General features: G+C 69.5%; 18 protein-coding genes and 1 pseudogene. 4 read left to right on the forward strand and 15 right to left on the reverse strand.

All coding sequences use genetic code 11. The annotated features are described in order from the left end of the window. Positions 1-165 precede the first annotated feature (165 nt). From EBL84_RS16975 to EBL84_RS16980, 3 genes are all read left to right on the forward strand, one after another. A complete protein-coding gene (locus EBL84_RS16975) occupies positions 166-921 on the forward strand; it encodes a hypothetical protein (RefSeq protein WP_148040321.1) in 756 nt (251 codons plus the stop codon). A 115-nt stretch (positions 922-1,036) separates the two neighbouring features. Beyond that, the gene (locus tag EBL84_RS17615; RefSeq protein ID WP_223807045.1) at positions 1,037-1,273 is read left to right on the forward strand and encodes a transposase; all 237 of its coding nucleotides are present in this window, start codon (positions 1,037-1,039) and stop codon (positions 1,271-1,273) included. Positions 1,274-1,334: 61 nt separating this feature from the next. Continuing rightward, positions 1,335-1,916, forward strand: a complete 582-nt coding sequence (locus EBL84_RS16980) for a hypothetical protein (protein WP_148040322.1) — start codon at positions 1,335-1,337, stop codon at positions 1,914-1,916. Positions 1,917-2,175: 259 nt separating this feature from the next. Here EBL84_RS16980 and modC read toward each other — a convergent pair whose 3' ends face one another. The 15 genes from modC to EBL84_RS16255 all read right to left on the reverse strand — a co-directional run bounded on the left by modC (position 2,176) and on the right by EBL84_RS16255 (position 16,037). Further along, positions 2,176-3,261 (reverse strand): molybdenum ABC transporter ATP-binding protein, encoded by a 1,086-nt coding sequence (gene modC, locus EBL84_RS16185; protein WP_123141735.1) that lies wholly within the window; start codon positions 3,259-3,261, stop codon positions 2,176-2,178. Continuing rightward, positions 3,254-3,931 carry a molybdate ABC transporter permease subunit gene (modB, locus tag EBL84_RS16190; RefSeq protein ID WP_123141736.1) on the reverse strand — a complete coding sequence of 226 codons (678 nt, stop codon included), beginning with the start codon at positions 3,929-3,931 and terminating at the stop codon, positions 3,254-3,256. The genes modC and modB overlap by 8 nt, the downstream gene beginning before the upstream one ends. Positions 3,932-3,997: 66 nt before the next feature. Beyond that, positions 3,998-4,741, reverse strand: a complete 744-nt coding sequence (gene modA, locus EBL84_RS16195) for a molybdate ABC transporter substrate-binding protein (protein ID WP_123141737.1) — start codon at positions 4,739-4,741, stop codon at positions 3,998-4,000. A gap of 45 nt (positions 4,742-4,786) precedes the next feature. Continuing rightward, the gene (locus EBL84_RS16200) at positions 4,787-5,605 is read right to left on the reverse strand and encodes a TOBE domain-containing protein (protein ID WP_123141738.1); all 819 of its coding nucleotides are present in this window, start codon (positions 5,603-5,605) and stop codon (positions 4,787-4,789) included. Between the two features lie 110 nt (positions 5,606-5,715). Then, positions 5,716-6,657, reverse strand: coding sequence for an alpha/beta hydrolase (locus tag EBL84_RS16205; RefSeq protein WP_223807044.1), 942 nt, complete (start codon positions 6,655-6,657; stop codon positions 5,716-5,718). A gap of 98 nt (positions 6,658-6,755) precedes the next feature. Next, positions 6,756-7,304: a cytochrome b gene (locus EBL84_RS16210; protein WP_123141739.1), complete on the reverse strand. Its 549-nt coding sequence runs from the start codon at positions 7,302-7,304 to the stop codon at positions 6,756-6,758. 272 nt (positions 7,305-7,576) lie between these two features. After that, on the reverse strand, positions 7,577-7,960 hold the full coding sequence (locus EBL84_RS16215) for a hypothetical protein (protein ID WP_123141740.1): 384 nt from the start codon (positions 7,958-7,960) through the stop codon (positions 7,577-7,579). Positions 7,961-8,003: 43 nt separating this feature from the next. Then, complete coding sequence (modD, locus tag EBL84_RS16220) at positions 8,004-8,855, reverse strand: ModD protein (protein WP_123141741.1); 852 nt, start codon at positions 8,853-8,855, stop codon at positions 8,004-8,006. Between the two features lie 2 nt (positions 8,856-8,857). Next, complete coding sequence (locus EBL84_RS16225; protein WP_123141742.1) at positions 8,858-9,916, reverse strand: sulfate/molybdate ABC transporter ATP-binding protein; 1,059 nt, start codon at positions 9,914-9,916, stop codon at positions 8,858-8,860. After that, positions 9,916-10,581 (reverse strand): molybdenum ABC transporter permease, encoded by a 666-nt coding sequence (locus tag EBL84_RS16230; RefSeq protein WP_123141743.1) that lies wholly within the window; start codon positions 10,579-10,581, stop codon positions 9,916-9,918. The genes EBL84_RS16225 and EBL84_RS16230 overlap by 1 nt, the downstream gene beginning before the upstream one ends. 19 nt (positions 10,582-10,600) lie before the next feature. Continuing rightward, the gene (locus EBL84_RS16235) at positions 10,601-11,920 is read right to left on the reverse strand and encodes a porin (RefSeq protein ID WP_123141744.1); all 1,320 of its coding nucleotides are present in this window, start codon (positions 11,918-11,920) and stop codon (positions 10,601-10,603) included. A gap of 47 nt (positions 11,921-11,967) precedes the next feature. Next, the gene (modA, locus tag EBL84_RS16240; RefSeq protein ID WP_123141745.1) at positions 11,968-12,681 is read right to left on the reverse strand and encodes a molybdate ABC transporter substrate-binding protein; all 714 of its coding nucleotides are present in this window, start codon (positions 12,679-12,681) and stop codon (positions 11,968-11,970) included. Positions 12,682-12,705: 24 nt separating this feature from the next. Next, positions 12,706-14,904 (reverse strand): TonB-dependent receptor, encoded by a 2,199-nt coding sequence (locus EBL84_RS16245; protein ID WP_123141746.1) that lies wholly within the window; start codon positions 14,902-14,904, stop codon positions 12,706-12,708. A 30-nt stretch (positions 14,905-14,934) separates the two neighbouring features. After that, the gene (locus EBL84_RS16250) at positions 14,935-15,756 is read right to left on the reverse strand and encodes a substrate-binding domain-containing protein (RefSeq protein ID WP_207906548.1); all 822 of its coding nucleotides are present in this window, start codon (positions 15,754-15,756) and stop codon (positions 14,935-14,937) included. Between the two features lie 17 nt (positions 15,757-15,773). Continuing rightward, the gene (locus EBL84_RS16255) at positions 15,774-16,037 is read right to left on the reverse strand and encodes an energy transducer TonB (protein WP_123141747.1); all 264 of its coding nucleotides are present in this window, start codon (positions 16,035-16,037) and stop codon (positions 15,774-15,776) included. A 166-nt stretch (positions 16,038-16,203) separates the two neighbouring features. Here EBL84_RS16255 and EBL84_RS17420 point away from each other — a divergent pair. Beyond that, positions 16,204-16,466 (forward strand): annotated as a pseudogene (locus EBL84_RS17420) (hypothetical protein); the annotation flags it as partial.

Here is a 16,466-nt window from a genome sequence, read left to right on the forward strand (position 1 = left end):
TTCAGCCGGTTGAATCCATTTTTGGTCACATGGTTGGAGTGACACTGCGGACATGTCAGATACATCTTCTTCATCCTTAAAGCAAGAGATTCTGATCTTATCGAAACCTATCGGTCAGGGCACTACCATAAAATGAAACATTTCAACTAAGTGTGGTTTTTATTTATGAAAAAGATTGAATATCTTTCTCTTGTTTTGTTAATTCCTTCGGTGGTTCTTGCGAGCGGCAAAATTGATGTGCCTTATGGCGGAACAGGGTCGTATGTTCTTGCCCTTTTGTCTATTTATATACTTCTTTTTACTAGTCGCTTGGAGATCGAGAAATTATGTAAGGTTTCTGAGGGTTTGTCTGGTAAAGTAGACGATCTTTCCGGGAAAATAGAAAGCTTAGGGCTGGTTGAATATGTCGGCGTTGCGAATGAGGCGGCAATGCTTGTTTTTGAAGATATTAAAGGTGCAACAAAGGTAAGGAATACTTATCTTGTGCAGGGTGAGCCTTATCATAATGGTGTGGGATGCGATGTAAAGAATAAGATTGTGAGTTTTTTAAAAGATCAAAAAAACGTCACATGGGAGGAGACGGTCTCTGAGTCCGGGGTTTCGAGGGTAAAAGATATTGTTTCTGATTTTGATGATAATATTCCTAGCAATTTTAAAGTAAAAAAAGTTTTGAGTGGCGGTTTTGACTTTCCTGTTTGTAATTTTATAATTGCTGACCATAGATCTCAAAGTGGTCGTAAGTCTGTTGTTTATTTTGGTTGGGGGTATTTTAGAAATGATTTTAATCAAGGCGTTTTCAGGTCTACAAGTAAAGAGTTGATTGATTTTTTTGGAGGGTACAACTCTGCTTTGAGAGCTGCTGATATTTCCTCTGATATTTCCCTTGAAGACTTGCGTTCTGCGGAAAATTCCGCAGATTAAAGTGGGTCGTGAATTTTTAAGTCGAAATTGAGGTTACGTTTGATTTTAACTTAAAAGAAAATAGATGCGGCATCAAATAGAGATTGACGGCGTTGTAGGGTAAGCCAGCGATTTTATCAGTCTCAGGAAACAGATCCAGAACGGCTTAATCGAGCGTGTCAATGACAGCTTCCGCCGCGAGGTCATTGATGCCTGGCTCTTCAATGCCATCGAGGATGTTCGCCAACAGGCAGACGACTGGCTCGACGAATACAACCTGCGCCGACCGCACGAGTCGCTCGGCGATCTTTCACCAATCGAGTTTCTTAACCGCCGCGGACATGCCGCAGTGTCCATTTATGGATGGACCTAAAAAAGGGGGGTGACAAAGGCGCGCGCGGCTGAATTTTGCAGTTAGTCGCTGAGAACACGACATGGATATCTTGGAACAGATTGACAAGCAAATAGATACCCACGTTCGCTTCATGGACTCGATGGAGCAGATTCGTTGGCGGTTCACCTCCGCGTTCGGGATCACCGCGCTCGTCGGGTTGCTTGTCGTCAGTGGAAAGATGGCAGACGGGAGGCTAGATGCCGTGGAAACAGTTGCGGCATATGCAATAATTGTAGCTGTGGCTTTAGGAGGGTTTATTACGCAAATCAGAATAATTGGCTTGTTCTGGAGTGAGTGGCATAAAATTAGGGTGTTACAGAATGAGAAGTTAAAGATTCTTGGAGAAAGAAGCGTCAAGGTGAGTCGCAAGACAAGAGAGGCTTGGAGTCTTCCTCATATTGTTCCACCAGAACGATCAAATAAACTTTATCTCACCGTTCATGAAGCCAATTGCTTTCTGTTTTCGCTTCTTCTCTCGGTGGCTGTAGGATTGTCAATATACGCGGAATTTGAAAATAAATCTTTGGCGTTTGTTGTCATGATTGCTGGCACGACAGGGCTCACATACGCAGGGCATAAGATCGGCGGATACTATTATAGAATGATTGTAAAGCACGGCTAAAAACCGCCAGGTCCAAGCCTTTGCTGCGACGGCATCGAGCGTTTCAACGGCAGCTGTCGCCGTGAGCTTATCAATGTCTGGCTCCTTCAAAGCCTAAAGGAGTTCGCTAATAGGCCGAAGAACGGCTCGAAAAATAAAACCTGAGTCGACCGCACGAGTCGCTCGGCGATCTTTCACCAATCGAGTTTCTTAACCGCCGCAGACATGCCGCAGTGTCTATTTATGGATGGACCTAAAAATGGGGAATTGAAAGAGGGGCTCAATCCATCACCGCCACCGCCTTGACCTGCGCATGCACCTGCTGGCCGGGATGGAGGCGGAGGCGTTCCCAGGAGTGGCGGGTGATGCGCGCGAGCAGGCGGCTCTCGGGGGTGTCGCCGACGGCGAGGCCGACGAGGACCTGGGACGCGCTGAGCGGGTGCATCTCGACGATGTGCGCGGGCAGGACGTTGAGGATGCTGGAGGTGCCGGGATCGTCGAGGGCGATGCTGACGTCGCGGGCGTGGATGCGTACGCGCACGGTCTCGTCCACCGCGCGGTCGAGCCGTTCGAGCATCAGCGAGGCGCCGGGGATGGCGACGCGGGTGAGGCCGTAGCGCGCATCATGGGCGCGCACCCGCCCGCTGAGCAGGGCGCTGGCGGTCTCCTCGCGCGCCAGCGGCAGGTCGAGACGGGTGAGCATCTGCTGCGCCGGACCGGCGGCGCGCAGCCGTCCGGCCTCGATCAGCAGGATGTGATCGGCCAGCCGCGCGACCTCGTCGGGGTCGTGGCTGACGTAGAGCACGGGGATCTGCAGGTGATCGTGGAGACGTTCGAGATAGGGCAGGATGTCGCGCTTGCTGGTGTGGTCGAGCGCGGCCAGCGGCTCGTCCATCAGCAATAGCCGGGGGCTGGTGAGCAGGGCGCGGGCGATCGCCACGCGTTGACGCTCGCCGCCGGAGAGCCCCGCCGGGTCGCGCCCGAGCAGCGGGGCGATGCCGAGCAGCTCGACTACCTCGTCGAGGTCGACGCGCCGCTCGCGCGCCGGGATGCGGCGGCGTCCGTAGTCGAGGTTGGCGCGCACCGAGCGGTGCGGGAACAGGCTCGGCTCCTGGAAGACGTAGCCGATCGGGCGGCGATGGGTGGGCAGGAAGCGCTCGCTGGCGTCGTCCTGCCAGCAGGCCTCGGCGAGTCGGCAGTGACCGGCGGCGCGCTCCAGCCCGGCGACGCAGCGCAGCACCGTGGTCTTGCCGCAGCCGGAGCGCCCGAACAGGGCGCTGACGCCGCGCGCCGGGACGCGACAGGCAAGATCGAGGCTGAAGTCGCCGCGATCGAGACGGAAGGCGAGGTCGAGCACGTCAGCCATGACCGATCCGCCGCATGCGTTGGCCGAGCAGGTTCATCGTCAGCACCACCAGGAAGGAGAACAGCACCATGCCGCCGGCGAGCCAGTGCGCCTGGGCCCACTCCAGCGACTCGACGTGGTCGTAGATCGCCACCGAGAGCACCTTGGTCTCGCCGGGGATGTTGCCGCCGATCATCAGGATCACCCCGAACTCGCCGACGGTGTGGGCGAAGGCGAGCACCGCGCCGGTGAGCAGCCCGGGCAGCGCCAGCGGCAGGGCGACGTCGAAAAAGCGCGCCAGCGGCGAGGCGCGCAGGGTGGCGGCGACCTCCAGCGGGCGCCGGCCGATCGCCTCGAAGGCATTGTGTACCGGCTGCACCATGAAGGGCAGCGAGTAGAGCACCGAGCCGACCACCAGCCCGGCGAAGGTGAAGGGCAGGGTGCCGAGCCCGAGCCGCTCGGTGAGCGTGCCGATCGGGCCGTGCGGGCCGAGCAGCAGCAACAGATAGAAGCCGAGCACCGTCGGCGGCAGCACCAGCGGCAGCGCCACCAGGGTAGCGACGATCTGCTTGAAGCGTGAGCGCGTCTGCGACAGCCACCAGGCCAGCGGCGTGCCCACCACCAGCAGCACGGCGGTGGTGAGGGTGGCGAGCTTGAGGGTCAGCCAGACCGGGGTGAGATCGAGTGACACGGCGGTGCTCCGGGCGGGGATGGGGCGGAGGCGGTGAGGCCCGGCGCTTGCCGGGCCTCGTCACGCTCAGTCGGTGGCGTAGCCGTAGCGGGTGATCACCGCGCGCGCCGCCTCACCCTGGAGGTAGTCGAGCAGCGCCTGGGCGGCGGGGTTGGCCTCGGCGCCCTCGAGCAGCACCGCGTCCTGACGGATCGGGCTGTAGTGCGACTGCTCCACCTCCCAGCGCGAGCCGCTGGGGTCGAGGGCGATCTGCGCCAGGGCGACGAAGCCGAGTTCGGCGTTGCCGGTGGCGACGAACTGGTAGGTCTGGGCGATGTTGTCGCCGCGCACCAGCTTGGGCGCGAGGGTCTCGGCCAGCCCCAGCGACTCCAGCACCTCCATCGCCGCGGCGCCATAGGGCGCGGTCTTGGGGTTGGCGATCGCCAGGCGGTCGAACGCGCCCGATTCGAGCAGTGCCGCGCCGTCCGTGATCAGCGCGGGGTCGGCGCTCCACAGCGCCAGCTCGCCGATGGCGTAGGTGAAGGGTGCGTTGGCGCGGCCCTCCTCGACGAGCAGCGCCGGGCGGCGCTGGTCGGCGGCGAGGAAGACGTCGAAGGGCGCGCCGTTGACGATCTGGGTATAGAGCTTGCCGGTCGAGCCGTAGCTGATCCGGGTGCTGTGTCCGGTGGCTTGCTCGAATGCGGTGGCGATCTCCTTCATCGCCGCGGTGAAGTTGGCCGCGACCGCGACCCGGACCTCCTCGGCCTGGACCAGGGTGGTGGAGCCGAGCAGCAGCACGGCGGCGGTGAGTGAGCGCAATGGGGTCGACATCCTTCGATACTCCTTGTCGCTGACGGGGATGGGTGGCGTGGTGGCTCAGTCGCTGACCGCGAGGATGATGTGCGGGGCCTTGATCAGCGCGCAGGCGCGCTTGCCCTCGGCCAGTTCGAGTTGATGCGCGCTCTCGGCGGTGATCATCGCGGTGACGCGTGCGCCGCCGTCGAGCGCGAGCACCACCTCGGTGTTCACCGGCCCCTCGATCATCCGCTCGACGGTGCCGCACAGACGGTTGCGCGCCGAGGTGCGCAGCCCGCCGTCCTCGGTGGTGATGAGCACGAAGGAGGCCTTGACCAGGGCGTAGGCCTCGCGCCCGGGTTCGAGGCCGAGCGCCTCGACGCTCTCGTTGGTGACGATCGCCACCAGCGGCGTGCCCTTGAGGTCGAGCACCACCTCGGCGTTGACCGCCCCGCGACGCACCGCGGTGACCACGCCGTGCAGATGATTCCTTGCGCTGACCTTCATGTTGATGACTCCTAACAGACGATGGAAATGGTCGAAGTCGCGCACGCCCTCGCCGAGTCGTTCGAGAAAGCGCCGGTGCTCGCGCTCGGCGGTCTCGAACACCGTGATCAGCCGTCGCCCCTCGGCGGTGAGCTCGGTGCCGCCGCCGTGGCGTCCGCCGGTGCGACGTTGCACCAGGGGCGCGGCCGAGAGGTTGTTCATCGCATCGACCGCGTCCCAGGCCTGTTTGTAGGAGATGCCCAGGGCGCGCGCCGCCTGCGAGATCGAGCCGGTCTCGTCGATGCGGCGCAGCAGTGCGATGCGCTCGTGCCCGGCGAAGCGGCTGGTGTCGAGATCGAGCCGTAGGGCGCCCGAGGTCTTGAGTCGGGCGTGGGTCTCTGCGGCATGGGGCATGATCGCGGCCTCTGTTGACTCGGTGACAAGGGTTATATCGAGGGCGATATAACGACGGGCCTAGCCAAGCAATACCGATGCCAAAAAAGAAGTCCCCGTGATCCGGATGCTTAGGAAGCGACGGGTGGCGAACGGCGGGTGGCGGTGCACCGCATCGAGGCATCTTCGGTCGCCCCTGCACCAGGATGGGAGGTCCCCCCGACCCCGTGCTCGGCGAGGAAGTCGATCAGGGCACCGACATGACGCTCGATGTGCTCGACCGAATCATGCCCGGCGCCGGGCACCTCGTACAGCCGCGCCCGACCGGTGGGGGCACGTTCGAGGATGCGTCGGGCGTCGCGCGGCGACACGCTGGTGTCGGCGGTGCCGTGGACCAGCAGCAGCGGACAGCCGATGCGCGCGGCGGTGTGCAGCGGGGCGATCTCGGCGAAGCGGTGGCCGATGCGCCACTCGACGTGCCGGGTGGCCAGCCGCGCCAGCCAGCGCGGCAGGCGCAGCGTGCGCAGATAGCCCTCGGTGACCTCGGCCGGGTCGGCGAAGGCGGCGATGCTGATCACCGCGTCGGGCAGCGGGTTGTCGGCGGCGTAGAACAGGGTCGCGCCGGCCCCCACCGAGTGCCCGAGCAGGGCGAGACGGCGACAGCGCGTGGGATGGACGCGGCGCAACCAGTCGACCGCCGCCTCCAGGTCCTCGGCGAAGCGCGGCAGCGAGGAGAAGGTGTCGCCATCGCTGTTGCCGTGGCTGCGCGCGTCGAACAACAGCACGTTGAGCCCGGCGCGGCGGAAGGGCGCGGCCAGCGGCAGCATCAACTCGGCGCTGCTGCCCCAGCCGTGGAGCACCACCAGGGTCGCCTCGGCGTCGGGCGCGGGCAGCAGCCAGGCGAACAGCCGGCGACCGCGCCGGGTGGGGATGACGCAGGTCTCGAAGTCGAGCCCGAGCGCCGCCGGGTCGTGGCGGGCGCGTCGACGCGGGGCGCGGAAACCGAGCTGCACGGCGAGCGCGAGCAGGCCGAGCAGGGTCGCGGGGAGCAGCAGGAGGGTGAGCAGGATCATCGTCGGGGGCGGGTGAGGGGTGAGGGGTGAGGGGTGAGGGGTGAGGGCGGGGCGTTGCGCCCCGCCGCGCGCCCGGGCTGCCCCGGGCGCCCGTTGCCTCAGGGCAGGCTGATGCGGGTCATCACCCCGTCCTTCAACCGCCAGTGCTTGAGCCCGGCGGCGGTGTGGATCAGCACCAGCACGAAGATCGCCAGCGCGCCCAGCCCGTGATAGAAGAACAGCGTCTTGGCAAGCTCCGGGTTCTCGGCCAGCGGCAGCTCGATGCTGAGACCGAAGAACTCCAGCGGGTAGCCGGCGCTGACCACGGCGACGGCGCCGCCGATGGTGATGGCGAGCAGACCGAGATAGAGCAGCACGTGCAGCGCGCCGCCGACGAACTGCTCACCCTTGCCGAGCGGCGGCTCGTAGGCCGGGGCCGGCGAGCGGCGACGCAGCACCAGACGCAGCAGGGTCAGCAGCAGCACGGTGGCGCCGACGCTCTTGTGGATGGTCACCAGGGTGGCGGCGAAGTCCTCGCCGAAGAGATTGGCGATGCCCTCGTAGCCGAGCGCCCAGAACAGGGTGCCGGAGCAGAGCAGGCCGAGCACCAGCAGGGCGACCAGCCAGTGCAGCAGGCGTTGGGTGAAGGTATAACGCGGTTGGGCCAAGGGTTGTTACCTCGCGATCGGGATGCTGGGTCTGTCGTGGTGACGACAGGGTCGGGAGCTGGCCGGGGCTCGGGGGCGCGCGTCGCCGCCCGACGGCGGTGCGCGACGCGGGCGCATACGTGTCCCTGAGCCGGTTGCGCCGGTCGGCTCCGGGCTAGTTATACCAACCCGCGTCGGGCCCTGACCAGCCGTCTCGGCGGGCGCCGGGAGCGCCCAGAACGGGGCCTTGGACGCAACGACCGATGTCCTTGCCAGCGCCGCCGCGGGTGTGTTCAGCGCGGCATCTCGGCGCGCAGCGCGCGCTGTTCGAGCAGCGCGCCGTCCTCGCCCTGGGGCGCGATCCGCCGCAGCGACAGCCAGCGCCCGTCGTCGAGCCGCCAGGCCAGGTGCGACTCGGCGTGGACCAGCGCGGCGTAGAAGGTCTCGCCGTCGTCCGAGCGCGGCTCGAAGCGGCGGTAGTCGCAGACGCAGAGACAGGGCGCGCCGGCGGCATCGTTGCCGATGATGCGCCGCGCCGTCACCTCGTACTCGCGATAGATCCGCAACCGGCGCGGCGCGATCAGGCGCGCGCGCCAGTGGTGCCCGAGCAGCGCCCGCCAGGGCGCGAGACAGGGGTGATCGGGGTGGTCGAGCTCGATGGTGGATGATGCCCGCATGGCGAGTCCTCCCGCTGGTGTTGAGCGATGCGCGCCCCGGGGGTCAGACCCCGCGCGCGAAGCGGACCTGAACGTCGCGCGGCGGCGCCAGATGCGGCGCGCTGGTCACCAGCAGCCGCGCCCCGGCGCGCGCATAGTCCTCGGCGTTGGCGGCGTTGACCCCGCCGGCGGCGGCGACCAGTGCCGTCGAGCCCGCGGCGGCGAGCGCGGCGACCGTCTCGGCGACCGCCGCGGGGCTGAACTTCTCCAGCTGGATGACATCGGCCGCGGCCCAGACGAGCGCCTCGGCGCCGTCCTCGACCTCGACCACCACCCGCTTCTCCGGGCAGCGGCGGCGCAGTCGCGCGATCGCTGCGGCGGGCTCCTCGTCGAGGAACAGACGGTGCTCGGCGAACACCAGCAGGGTCTCGGAGAGCCCGGTGCGATGCATCGCCGCGCCGGCGGCGCGCGCCGCCTTGACCGCCAGACGCCGGGTGCCGGGGACGTTCTTGCGGGTGATCGCGACCAGCGCCTCGGGGTGGCCGCGGCGCGCCGCCTCCTGGATCTCGGCGGCGCGGCTGGCCACCCCCGAGCACCACTCGACCAGGGTCTGCGCGCTCTTCCACGCGCGGTGCAGGATGCCTGCCTCGGCGCTGGCCTCGAGCAGCAGGGTCTCGGGCGCGGCCTGTTGGCCGGAGGCGGCGTGGAGGGTGGCGCGCGCGCCGCACAGCTCGAACATCCGCGCCGCCTCCTCGATCCCGCACACCACCATGGGGTCGCGGGCGAACAGGCGGATCTGGCCGGGGCGGGCGTCGATCTCCAGCGCCTCGGTGGTGAGGTCGCCGTAGGGCACGTCCTCGGCGAGCAGCTGCTGCAGGCGGTGGTCGTCGAGCGCCAGGGGTTGGGGTCGGATCATGGTCAATACCTCGTGGATTGGATGGTTTTAGCCGTCCCCGCCGGGAGCGCGATGGCGCAGCCCGGGGGGACGTCGAGCAGGGTGCGCTCGCCGCGCGCCGGACAGGGCAGGGCGCGCGGCAGGTGGATGCGCAGCGCCGTGCGGTCGGGCAGGCGACAGCTCAGCGCGCGATAGGGGCCCATGTCGATCACCCGTGCGATCTCGACGGCGAGCCCGGCGCGGGCGCCGGGGCGCGGGCCGTCGGGCAGCAGCGCGACCACGCTGTCCTCGCGCCGGGGTGCGCGCGCCAACTCGACCCGGCCCCAGGGGCCGCAGGCCGCGCGCCCCTCCCAGCGTGTCACCGCCAGGGTGTTGGGCCAGCCGAGCACCCGCGCGACCTCGGCATCGCCCGGTGCGGCGAACACCGCCTCGGCCTCGTCGAGCCGGCGCAGCCGCCCGTCGATCATCACCCCGACCCGGTCGGCGCACTGGCGCGCGTCCTCCAGGTCGTGGCTGACCAGCAGGGCGCAGGTGGCGGTCTCGGCGATCAGCTCCTGCAACAGCAGCCGCAGCGACTGGCGCAGACTGGCGTCGAGCGCCGAGAAGGGCTCGTCGAGCAGCAGCAGCGCCGGCGCCGGGGCGAGCGCGCGCGCCAGGGCGACGCGCTGGCGCTGACCGCCGGAGAGCTGCCCGGGGCGTCGCTGCGCCAGCCCGCCGAGTCCGACCCGCTCGATCCAGCGCGCCACCCGCGCGGCGCGATCGGGCGCGCGCGCGAGCCCGTAGCCGATGTTCTCGGCGACGCTGAGGTGGGGGAACAGGGCGTGGTCCTGGAACATGAAGCCGAGGTCGCGCCGGCGCGGCGCCAGGTCGATGCCGGCGGCGCGCGCGTACCACAGCCGCTGGCGGTGACGGATGTGCCCGGCGCGCGGGCGCTCGAGCCCGGCGAGCAGCCGCAGCAGGGTGCTCTTGCCGCCGCCCGAGGGACCGAGCAGCGCGGTGATCCCGGCGCCGGGCAGCGCCAGACGCAGGCGCAGGTCGAAGCCGGGGCGACGGAAGGCGAGGTGGGCGGAGAGTTCGGTCATCACAGTCGTCCGAGTCGGCGCAGGAGCAGGAACAACACCAGCGAGATCCCCCCGAGCAGCAGCGAGAGCCGGGTGGCGCAGGTGAAGTCGCCGTCGAGCACATGGTTGTAGATCGCCAGCGACAGCGTCTCGGTCGAGCCGATGAGGTTGCCGCCGAGCATCAGGGTGATGCCGACCTCGCCGAAGGCGCGCCCGGCGCCGAGCGTCAGCCCCGCCGCGAGGCTCGGGCGCACCGCCGGGATCACCACCCGCCACAGCGTCTCCAGTCGCCCCTTGCCGAGGGTGTAGGAGGCCTCGACCAGCACCCGCGCGCTGCCCTCGATCGCCGACTGCACCGGCTTGACCACCAGCGGCAGCCCGGCGATGAAGGCGGCGAGCACCAGCGCCGGGAAGGAGAACACCAGCTCCCAGCCGAGCTGCGCGTGGAGCGGTGCGCCGAGCACGCCGTGGCGCCCGAACAGCATCAGCAGGAAGAAGCCGATGGCGATCGGCGGGAACACCAGCGGCAGCGACACCAGCGCATCGAGCAGCCAGCGCAGCGGGAACGACAGGCTGAGCAGATAGCCCAGCCCGACCCCGGCGACGAGCAACAGCGCCAGGGTCACCGCCACCACCCGCAGGCTCAGCAGCAGGGCGTCGGGCGAGCAGGCGAGCAGCGCGGACATCGATGATCCCCCGATCCCGTCAGTAGACGAACTGGAGCTGCAGCGCGAGCCGGTCGTCGAGCGCGGCGAGCAGCCGGTTGGCGTCGGCCCGCGCATCGAGCCCCGGGGCCTCGGCCTCGCGCCACTGATAGTTGGCCATCACCTGCCAGTGACGGTCGATGCGGTAGCGCAATCCCAGCGTCCAGGTGGTGAAGCGACGATGGTCGGCGGCCGACTCGGTGCCGCGGTCGTAACGGTCGTAGCGCAGATCGAGCCAGGTGCGCGGGGCCAGCCGCCAGCCGCCCTCGAGATACCAACCCTCGGCCTCGCCCTCGGGCAACAGGTTGCGCCCGGCGATGCGGGTGGCGGCGTTGTTCCAACTGCCGGGCACCGCGCCGCCGTCGCTGCCGGCGAGGATCATGCCGCGCCCGACGAGGTACTCGCCGCTCAGCCGCCAGCGCGCCGCCTGGTGGATGACCCCGGCGCCGGCGCGGGTGCGCAGGTGGCTGCCGGGGTCGGCGCCGTCGAGCTCGCGCCGTCCCTGCTGCCACCAGCCGAACAGCTTGGTGCCCTGGCGCGCCGCGCCGCGCCCGCCCTCGACGTGCTCGCTCGACCAGTAGAGATAGAGATCCTTGTGGCCGTCGTCGTCGAGTCGCGCGACGCCGTTACCGTTGCCGAGCATCAGCGCGTAGCTGTGCGCCCAGGGCCCGCCGCCGGGGAGCACGCCGAAGAGCTGCGCGCCGATGTCGTGATAGAGCGAGCGCGGGCCGCGCGGCGCGTTGGCATCGAGCGGGTCGCTGCCGTCGTGGTCGAGGAAGGTCTCGTTGAGCAACTGATCGACCGCGGTCGAGACGGCGAAATAGGGCTGGCGCGGGGCCGGACGCAGCGCCTCCTCGCTGCCCGGCGGCTTGAACTGGCCGAGACGCAGACGCAGCGCCGGGTCGATGCGATAGCTGAGGCTGGCGTCGATCAGCTGCAGTTCGTCGCCCTCGCGGGTCGCGCCGTTGTCGCCGGCCTCCACCGCGACCAGATAATCGAGCGGCGCGCCGCCCGGCACCCGCCCGCGCACGCCGAGGCGCAGCCGGTGCAACTGCCAGCGTTCGGCGGCGCGCTTGTCCGGCCCCAGGCGGTTGGCCGCCATCCCCTGGCCGGTCCAGCCGCCGACCGGGATCGGGGTGTCCTCGCCCCGTTGATAGGCGAGCTGGGCGAAGCCCCAGGGACGCAGCGCGCGCGTCCCCTGCTCGGGTTCGCTGCCCTGGAGAAGCAGCCAGTTGGCCGCCTGGGCGAGTCCGGGGGCGAGTCCGGGGGCAAGCAGCGCGGCGCCCAGCGCGAGCGCGCGCATCCTGGTCGAGTCGGTCATGGCAAAGATCCTTGGGGCGAGGCGCGCGCCCCGGTGGTGACCGGGCCTCACAGCCCGTATCCGGCGAGCAGGTCACGGGCGGCGGGGGTGGCGACGAAGTCGAGGAAGCGCTCTGCCGCCGCCCCGGGGGCGCGGTGCGTGGGCACGCCGATGACGATCTCGAGCGGCGCGTAGTGGCTCGGGTCGATGGTCTCGACCACCAGCCGCTCGGGGTCGAGAGCGCGCGCCTCGGTGGCATTGATGAAGCCGGCCTCGACGCTGCCGGCGCGCAGGTGCGCGGCGACCTGGGGGACGGTGGCGAGCACGGTCAGGCGCTCGGCGAGCGGCTTGCGCAGCCCGTCGTGTTCGAGTGACTGGAGCGCGGCGCGGCCATAGATCGCCCGCGCCGGATCGGGCAGGGCGATGCGGCGGAAGGCCGGGTCGGTGAGCGGTCGACCGGCCAGCTCGGCGGTGCGCACCAGCACCAGCCGGCCGCGACCGAAGGGCTGGGTGCGGGCGAACAGCCCGCTCTCGGCGAGGAAGCGCCGCTCGCCGACGACCAGCGCCACGCGCGCGCTGGCGCGGGTCTGGGCGAGCACCTGGCGCATGTTGCCGAAGGCGGCCTCGACGCCGATGCCGCTGTCGCGCTCGAAGGCCTGGTAGAGCGCGAGCAGCGGGCGCTTGTAGCCGGCCCCGGCGGCGATCAGCAGACCGTCGTCGTCGGTGGCCGCGTGCGCCGGCAGGGCGCAGCAGAGCATCAGCAGGGCGATGAGCAGGGGCATGATGGAGTCTCCTTGTCCACGGGGTCAGAGTTGCATCGTCAGGGTGAGCGAGAGGGTGCGCGGCGCACCCGGGTAGTAGCCGATGGTGCCGGGCTGGGCGTCGTCGCGCCCGGCGTCGATGACGGCGACATAGCGGGTGTCGAAGAGGTTGTCGACGGCCAGCGAGAGGCTCATGGCGCGGTGGCGGTAGCCGAGGCCGAGATCGAACAGGGTGTGGGCGTCGACCGGCTCGGTATTGGCCGCGTCGCCGTAGCGTCGTCCGACGTGACGCACCACCGGGGTCAGGGTCCAGGGACCGTGGCGGTACTCCAGGGCGAGGCTGGCGAGCCACTCGGGGGCGTCCGGGACCTGGTTGCCCCGGGTGGCGAGCAGGCTGTCGGCGGCGGTGCGGATGTCGGTGTCGAGACGGCTGCGGTTCCACGACAGGCTGGCCACCAGGTTCCAGTGCGCGTCGGCGCGCCAGCGCGCCTCGAGCTCGGCGCCCTGGGTGTGGGCGCGCACCCCGCCCTGGAGATAGCTGAGATCGAGCGCCGGGTCGTAGGCCATCACCTGCTTGTCGCGCAGCCGGCCCCAGTAGAGCGTCGGCGCCAGGGTGAGGTTGCCGTGGCGCCAGCGCAGCCCGGCCTCGATGGTCTCGGCGCGCTCGAAGCGCAGCCGCTGCCACAGCGACTGGAGGTCGATCCCGGCGGCCTCGAACCGCTCGCGCGCGTTCATGTAGCCGCTGTAGAGCGGGCCGAGCCAGGGGTTGCCGATGGTGCGTCCGAGGGCGAGCCGGGCCTCCAGCCCCGGGGTGAGTTCACGGCTCAGACTGAGGCTCGGCAGCCAGGCCGCGAGGGTGACGGGCGCGGTGCCGAGCGCCGGGTCGACCGGCGGGTCGAGGTCGAGCGCCGCGCCGTGGTCGAGATCGGGCAGGGCGCTGGCGTCGTAACCGGTGATCGCCGGCAGGCGCAGGCGCAGATAGCGCGTCCCCAGGGTGTAGCGCCAGCCGCGCCGCACGCCCTCGATCATGGCAAAGGGGCTCTCGTAGGCGCGCTCGCCCTGCTCGGCGAGGATGCCCCAGCGCGAGAAGCGCAGCGCGCACTCGGCATCGACGGTGTAGAGGCGCTGGCTCAGCGGCGGCGGCATCGAGCTGAGGCGCTGGCTCCAGTGACCGAGGGTCAGGGTGGCGGCGTCGAGTTCGAGCTGCAGCTCGGCGACGGCGCCATACTGGCGCTGGTCGACCTCGACGCGAGTGATGCCGGTGCGCTTGCCGGTGAGCCGCTCGCCCCGGGTCTCCAGCCAGTAGGGGCGCAGTTGCAGGCGGGCGCGTGGTCCGAGCTGCCAGCTCAGGGTGGCGAGCAGGTTGTCCTCGGTGTAGTGCTGGGTGTTGTAGGCGTAATAGTTGGCGTCCTCGCGCGCCGAGCCGGTGAGCGTGGCGTGGTAGCCGAGCGTGCCGTAGCGCTCGAGGTCCTGGCTCTCGGCATGGGTCAGCGGGCGATAGGCGTCGCTGTGGAAGCGGTTGTGGGCGCCGTAGAGGCTGAGCGACAGGTCGGCGCCGAGCGGTTGCGCCCAGCCGAGGTTGAGGGTGTCGCGGCTCTGCCCGCCGGGGCCGCGCCACTGCTCGCCGGCGGCGCTGGAGGCGGAGAGGAACAGCCGGCTCGCGGCGGCGCCGATGGTGCCGCTGTCGAGCCGCGCGAACAGTCGGTGGAAGTCGTGATCGGCGCGTGCCACCCGCGCCATCACCCCCGGCTGCTGGCGCGGCGCGCGCAGCCCCAGCGCCAGGCTGCCGGCGAGGTTGCCGACCCCGAGGCCGACCCCGGCCGGTTGCGGGCCGCGCCACAGGGTGAGTCGTTCGAGGTTCTCCAGGTCGTAGAGGTTGCCGACGCCGCCGCGCCCGGCGCTGGTCGAGGAGGGGGTGCCCTCGATCGTCACCGCCAGCCCGGTGGCGGTGGAGGCGGCGATGGCGCGCAGCCGCAGCGTTTGTTGCTCGGTGCTGAGCGCGTTGGGGTCGGCCTCGGCGCGGTTGACCGAGGGGGTGAGGTCGAGCGCGCGGTAGGGATTGACCTGGGCGGCGCCGCCGCGCGCCTCCAGGGTGGCGCCGTCGAGCTCGGTGGTGGCGTAGTCGCCCGCGTCCGATGCGATCCGGGTCGCGCTGATCTCGATCGCGGGTAGCGGTTGGGCGGGCTCGGCGCCGGCGGCGAGCGGCCAGCACAGCGGGGCGAGGCAGCATCCGAGGGTTCGCATTCTTGGGGTCTCGTCCATGGTGTGCGCGCCTCAGTGGGGCGATGTCGGGTTGGGGTGGATCCAGGGGCCGTCGCGGTTGGCCGCGCGCAGCGCCGCCTGGCCCTCGGCGCCGAGCAGGTAGTCGGCGAGCCGGCGGGCGCGCGCGCGCCGCGCGTCATCGGCGGGGTGGGCCGGGCCGGGGAGGGCGAGGACGAAGTGCCGGCGCATCTGCGGATCGTCGTCGAGCAGCACGGCGAGCCCGGGGTGGGGGAGACGGCCGAAGGCCACCGGGATCTCGCCGGCGATCACATAGGCGCCGCGCGCGCCGGCGTCGATCAGCGCGCCGTGGCGCGTCTCGGCGCCGCTCGGGAGTTGCTGGCGCACCCCGGGGCGCAGTCCGCCGGCGCGCCACAGCCGCGCGGCGACGAGATAGCTGCCGGGGTCGCGGTAGCCGATCATCGGCGCGTCGGCGCGGGCGATGCGGCGCAGCGCCTCGATGCCGTCGGGCGCCTCGCGCACCCCCGCCGGATCGGCCTCGGGGCCGAGGATGACGTAGCGGTTGTGCGCCCAGGTGGTGAGCGGCGCGGCCAGCCCGCGCGCGACCAGGTCGAAGGCCGCCTCGCCGCCGTGGATCAGCAGCAGGTCGGCCTCGCCGCTGGCAAAGCGCGGCACCACCTGGTCCTTGGGTGCGGCGGCGACGGTGGCGATCGCCAGCCCGGTGGCCCGCTCGGCCCGTTCGGCCAGCGCCGGCCACACCCCGCACATCACCAGCCCGCCGACCACGGCGACCGGCACCGTCGGTGCGGGCGCGGCGTGCGTCTGGGTGGTGATCAGGGCGACCAGCAACAGGGTGAAGCGTGGCATGTGGTGCATCGGGATCTCCTCGCCTCTCAGTGGTTCAGGGTGAAGCGGACCGGGATGCGCACCCAGCTCGCCCGCGCGGCGCCGTCGACCCGCGCCGGGCGGAAGCGCCAGTGCGCGACCGTCTCGCGGGCGGCGCGGTCGAGGCTCTCGACCCCGGAGGAGTGGGCGAGGCGGATCTCCTCGGCGCGACCGTCGCGCCCGACCAGGACCTCCAGCGTCACCTCGCCGTGCTGGCCGAGCCTTCGCGCGCGCGCCGGGTAGGCCGGTCTGGGGGTGTGCAGATAGGCCACCGGCTGATCCGGGGTGGTCTGTGTCGCCCGGCCACCCGCGGCGCGCCCGGCGCCCGTCTCGCGCGCCGGCGCGGCGTCGCGCGTCGCCGGGGGCGCGGCGTGGCGTGGCCGTGACGGTGCGGGGGTCTCGGCGGGCGCCGATCGGGCGCTCGGGGTCGGCTCGGGCTTGGGTGGCGACGTTGGTCTCGGCGGCGATTTCGGGGTGGGCTGCGGTTCCGGTTCCGGTTCCGGCTTCGGCGTCGGCGCCGGGCGCGGCGTGGGTTGGGTGTCGGGTTGTGGTTGCGGCGCGGCGCGCGGCGCGGGGGCGGTGTTCGATTCCGGTTCCGGTTCCGGTTCCGGCTCGGATTGCGGCTGCGGCGCCGCGGCCTGGGGCGGCTCGGGCCGCGCGTCCGCCGTCGGCGCGGGCGCGGCGGCGAGCCGCAGGCGTAG

It is taken from the genome of Marichromatium sp. AB31, from assembly GCF_003718685.1.
Taxonomy (GTDB): Bacteria; Pseudomonadota; Gammaproteobacteria; order Chromatiales; family Chromatiaceae; genus Marichromatium; species Marichromatium gracile.

What these genes read in the sequence shown, in the direction of transcription:
- modA (WP_123141737.1), bottom strand. Translation starts at nt 4,741, where the DNA reads ATGTCGACCCCATTGCGCTCACTCACCGCCGCCGTGCTGCTGCTCGGC.
- EBL84_RS16980 (WP_148040322.1), top strand. Translation starts at nt 1,335, where the DNA reads ATGGATATCTTGGAACAGATTGACAAGCAAATAGATACCCACGTTCGC.
- modD (WP_123141741.1), bottom strand. Translation starts at nt 8,855, where the DNA reads ATGATCCGACCCCAACCCCTGGCGCTCGACGACCACCGCCTGCAGCAG.
- EBL84_RS16225 (WP_123141742.1), bottom strand. Translation starts at nt 9,916, where the DNA reads ATGACCGAACTCTCCGCCCACCTCGCCTTCCGTCGCCCCGGCTTCGAC.
- EBL84_RS16200 (WP_123141738.1), bottom strand. Translation starts at nt 5,605, where the DNA reads ATGCCCCATGCCGCAGAGACCCACGCCCGACTCAAGACCTCGGGCGCC.
- EBL84_RS16215 (WP_123141740.1), bottom strand. Translation starts at nt 7,960, where the DNA reads ATGCGGGCATCATCCACCATCGAGCTCGACCACCCCGATCACCCCTGT.
- EBL84_RS16250 (WP_207906548.1), bottom strand. Translation starts at nt 15,756, where the DNA reads ATGCACCACATGCCACGCTTCACCCTGTTGCTGGTCGCCCTGATCACC.
- EBL84_RS16230 (WP_123141743.1), bottom strand. Translation starts at nt 10,581, where the DNA reads ATGTCCGCGCTGCTCGCCTGCTCGCCCGACGCCCTGCTGCTGAGCCTG.
- EBL84_RS16205 (WP_223807044.1), bottom strand. Translation starts at nt 6,657, where the DNA reads ATGATCCTGCTCACCCTCCTGCTGCTCCCCGCGACCCTGCTCGGCCTG.
- EBL84_RS16245 (WP_123141746.1), bottom strand. Translation starts at nt 14,904, where the DNA reads ATGCGAACCCTCGGATGCTGCCTCGCCCCGCTGTGCTGGCCGCTCGCC.
- EBL84_RS16235 (WP_123141744.1), bottom strand. Translation starts at nt 11,920, where the DNA reads ATGACCGACTCGACCAGGATGCGCGCGCTCGCGCTGGGCGCCGCGCTG.
- EBL84_RS16975 (WP_148040321.1), top strand. Translation starts at nt 166, where the DNA reads ATGAAAAAGATTGAATATCTTTCTCTTGTTTTGTTAATTCCTTCGGTG.
- modA (WP_123141745.1), bottom strand. Translation starts at nt 12,681, where the DNA reads ATGCCCCTGCTCATCGCCCTGCTGATGCTCTGCTGCGCCCTGCCGGCG.
- modC (WP_123141735.1), bottom strand. Translation starts at nt 3,261, where the DNA reads ATGGCTGACGTGCTCGACCTCGCCTTCCGTCTCGATCGCGGCGACTTC.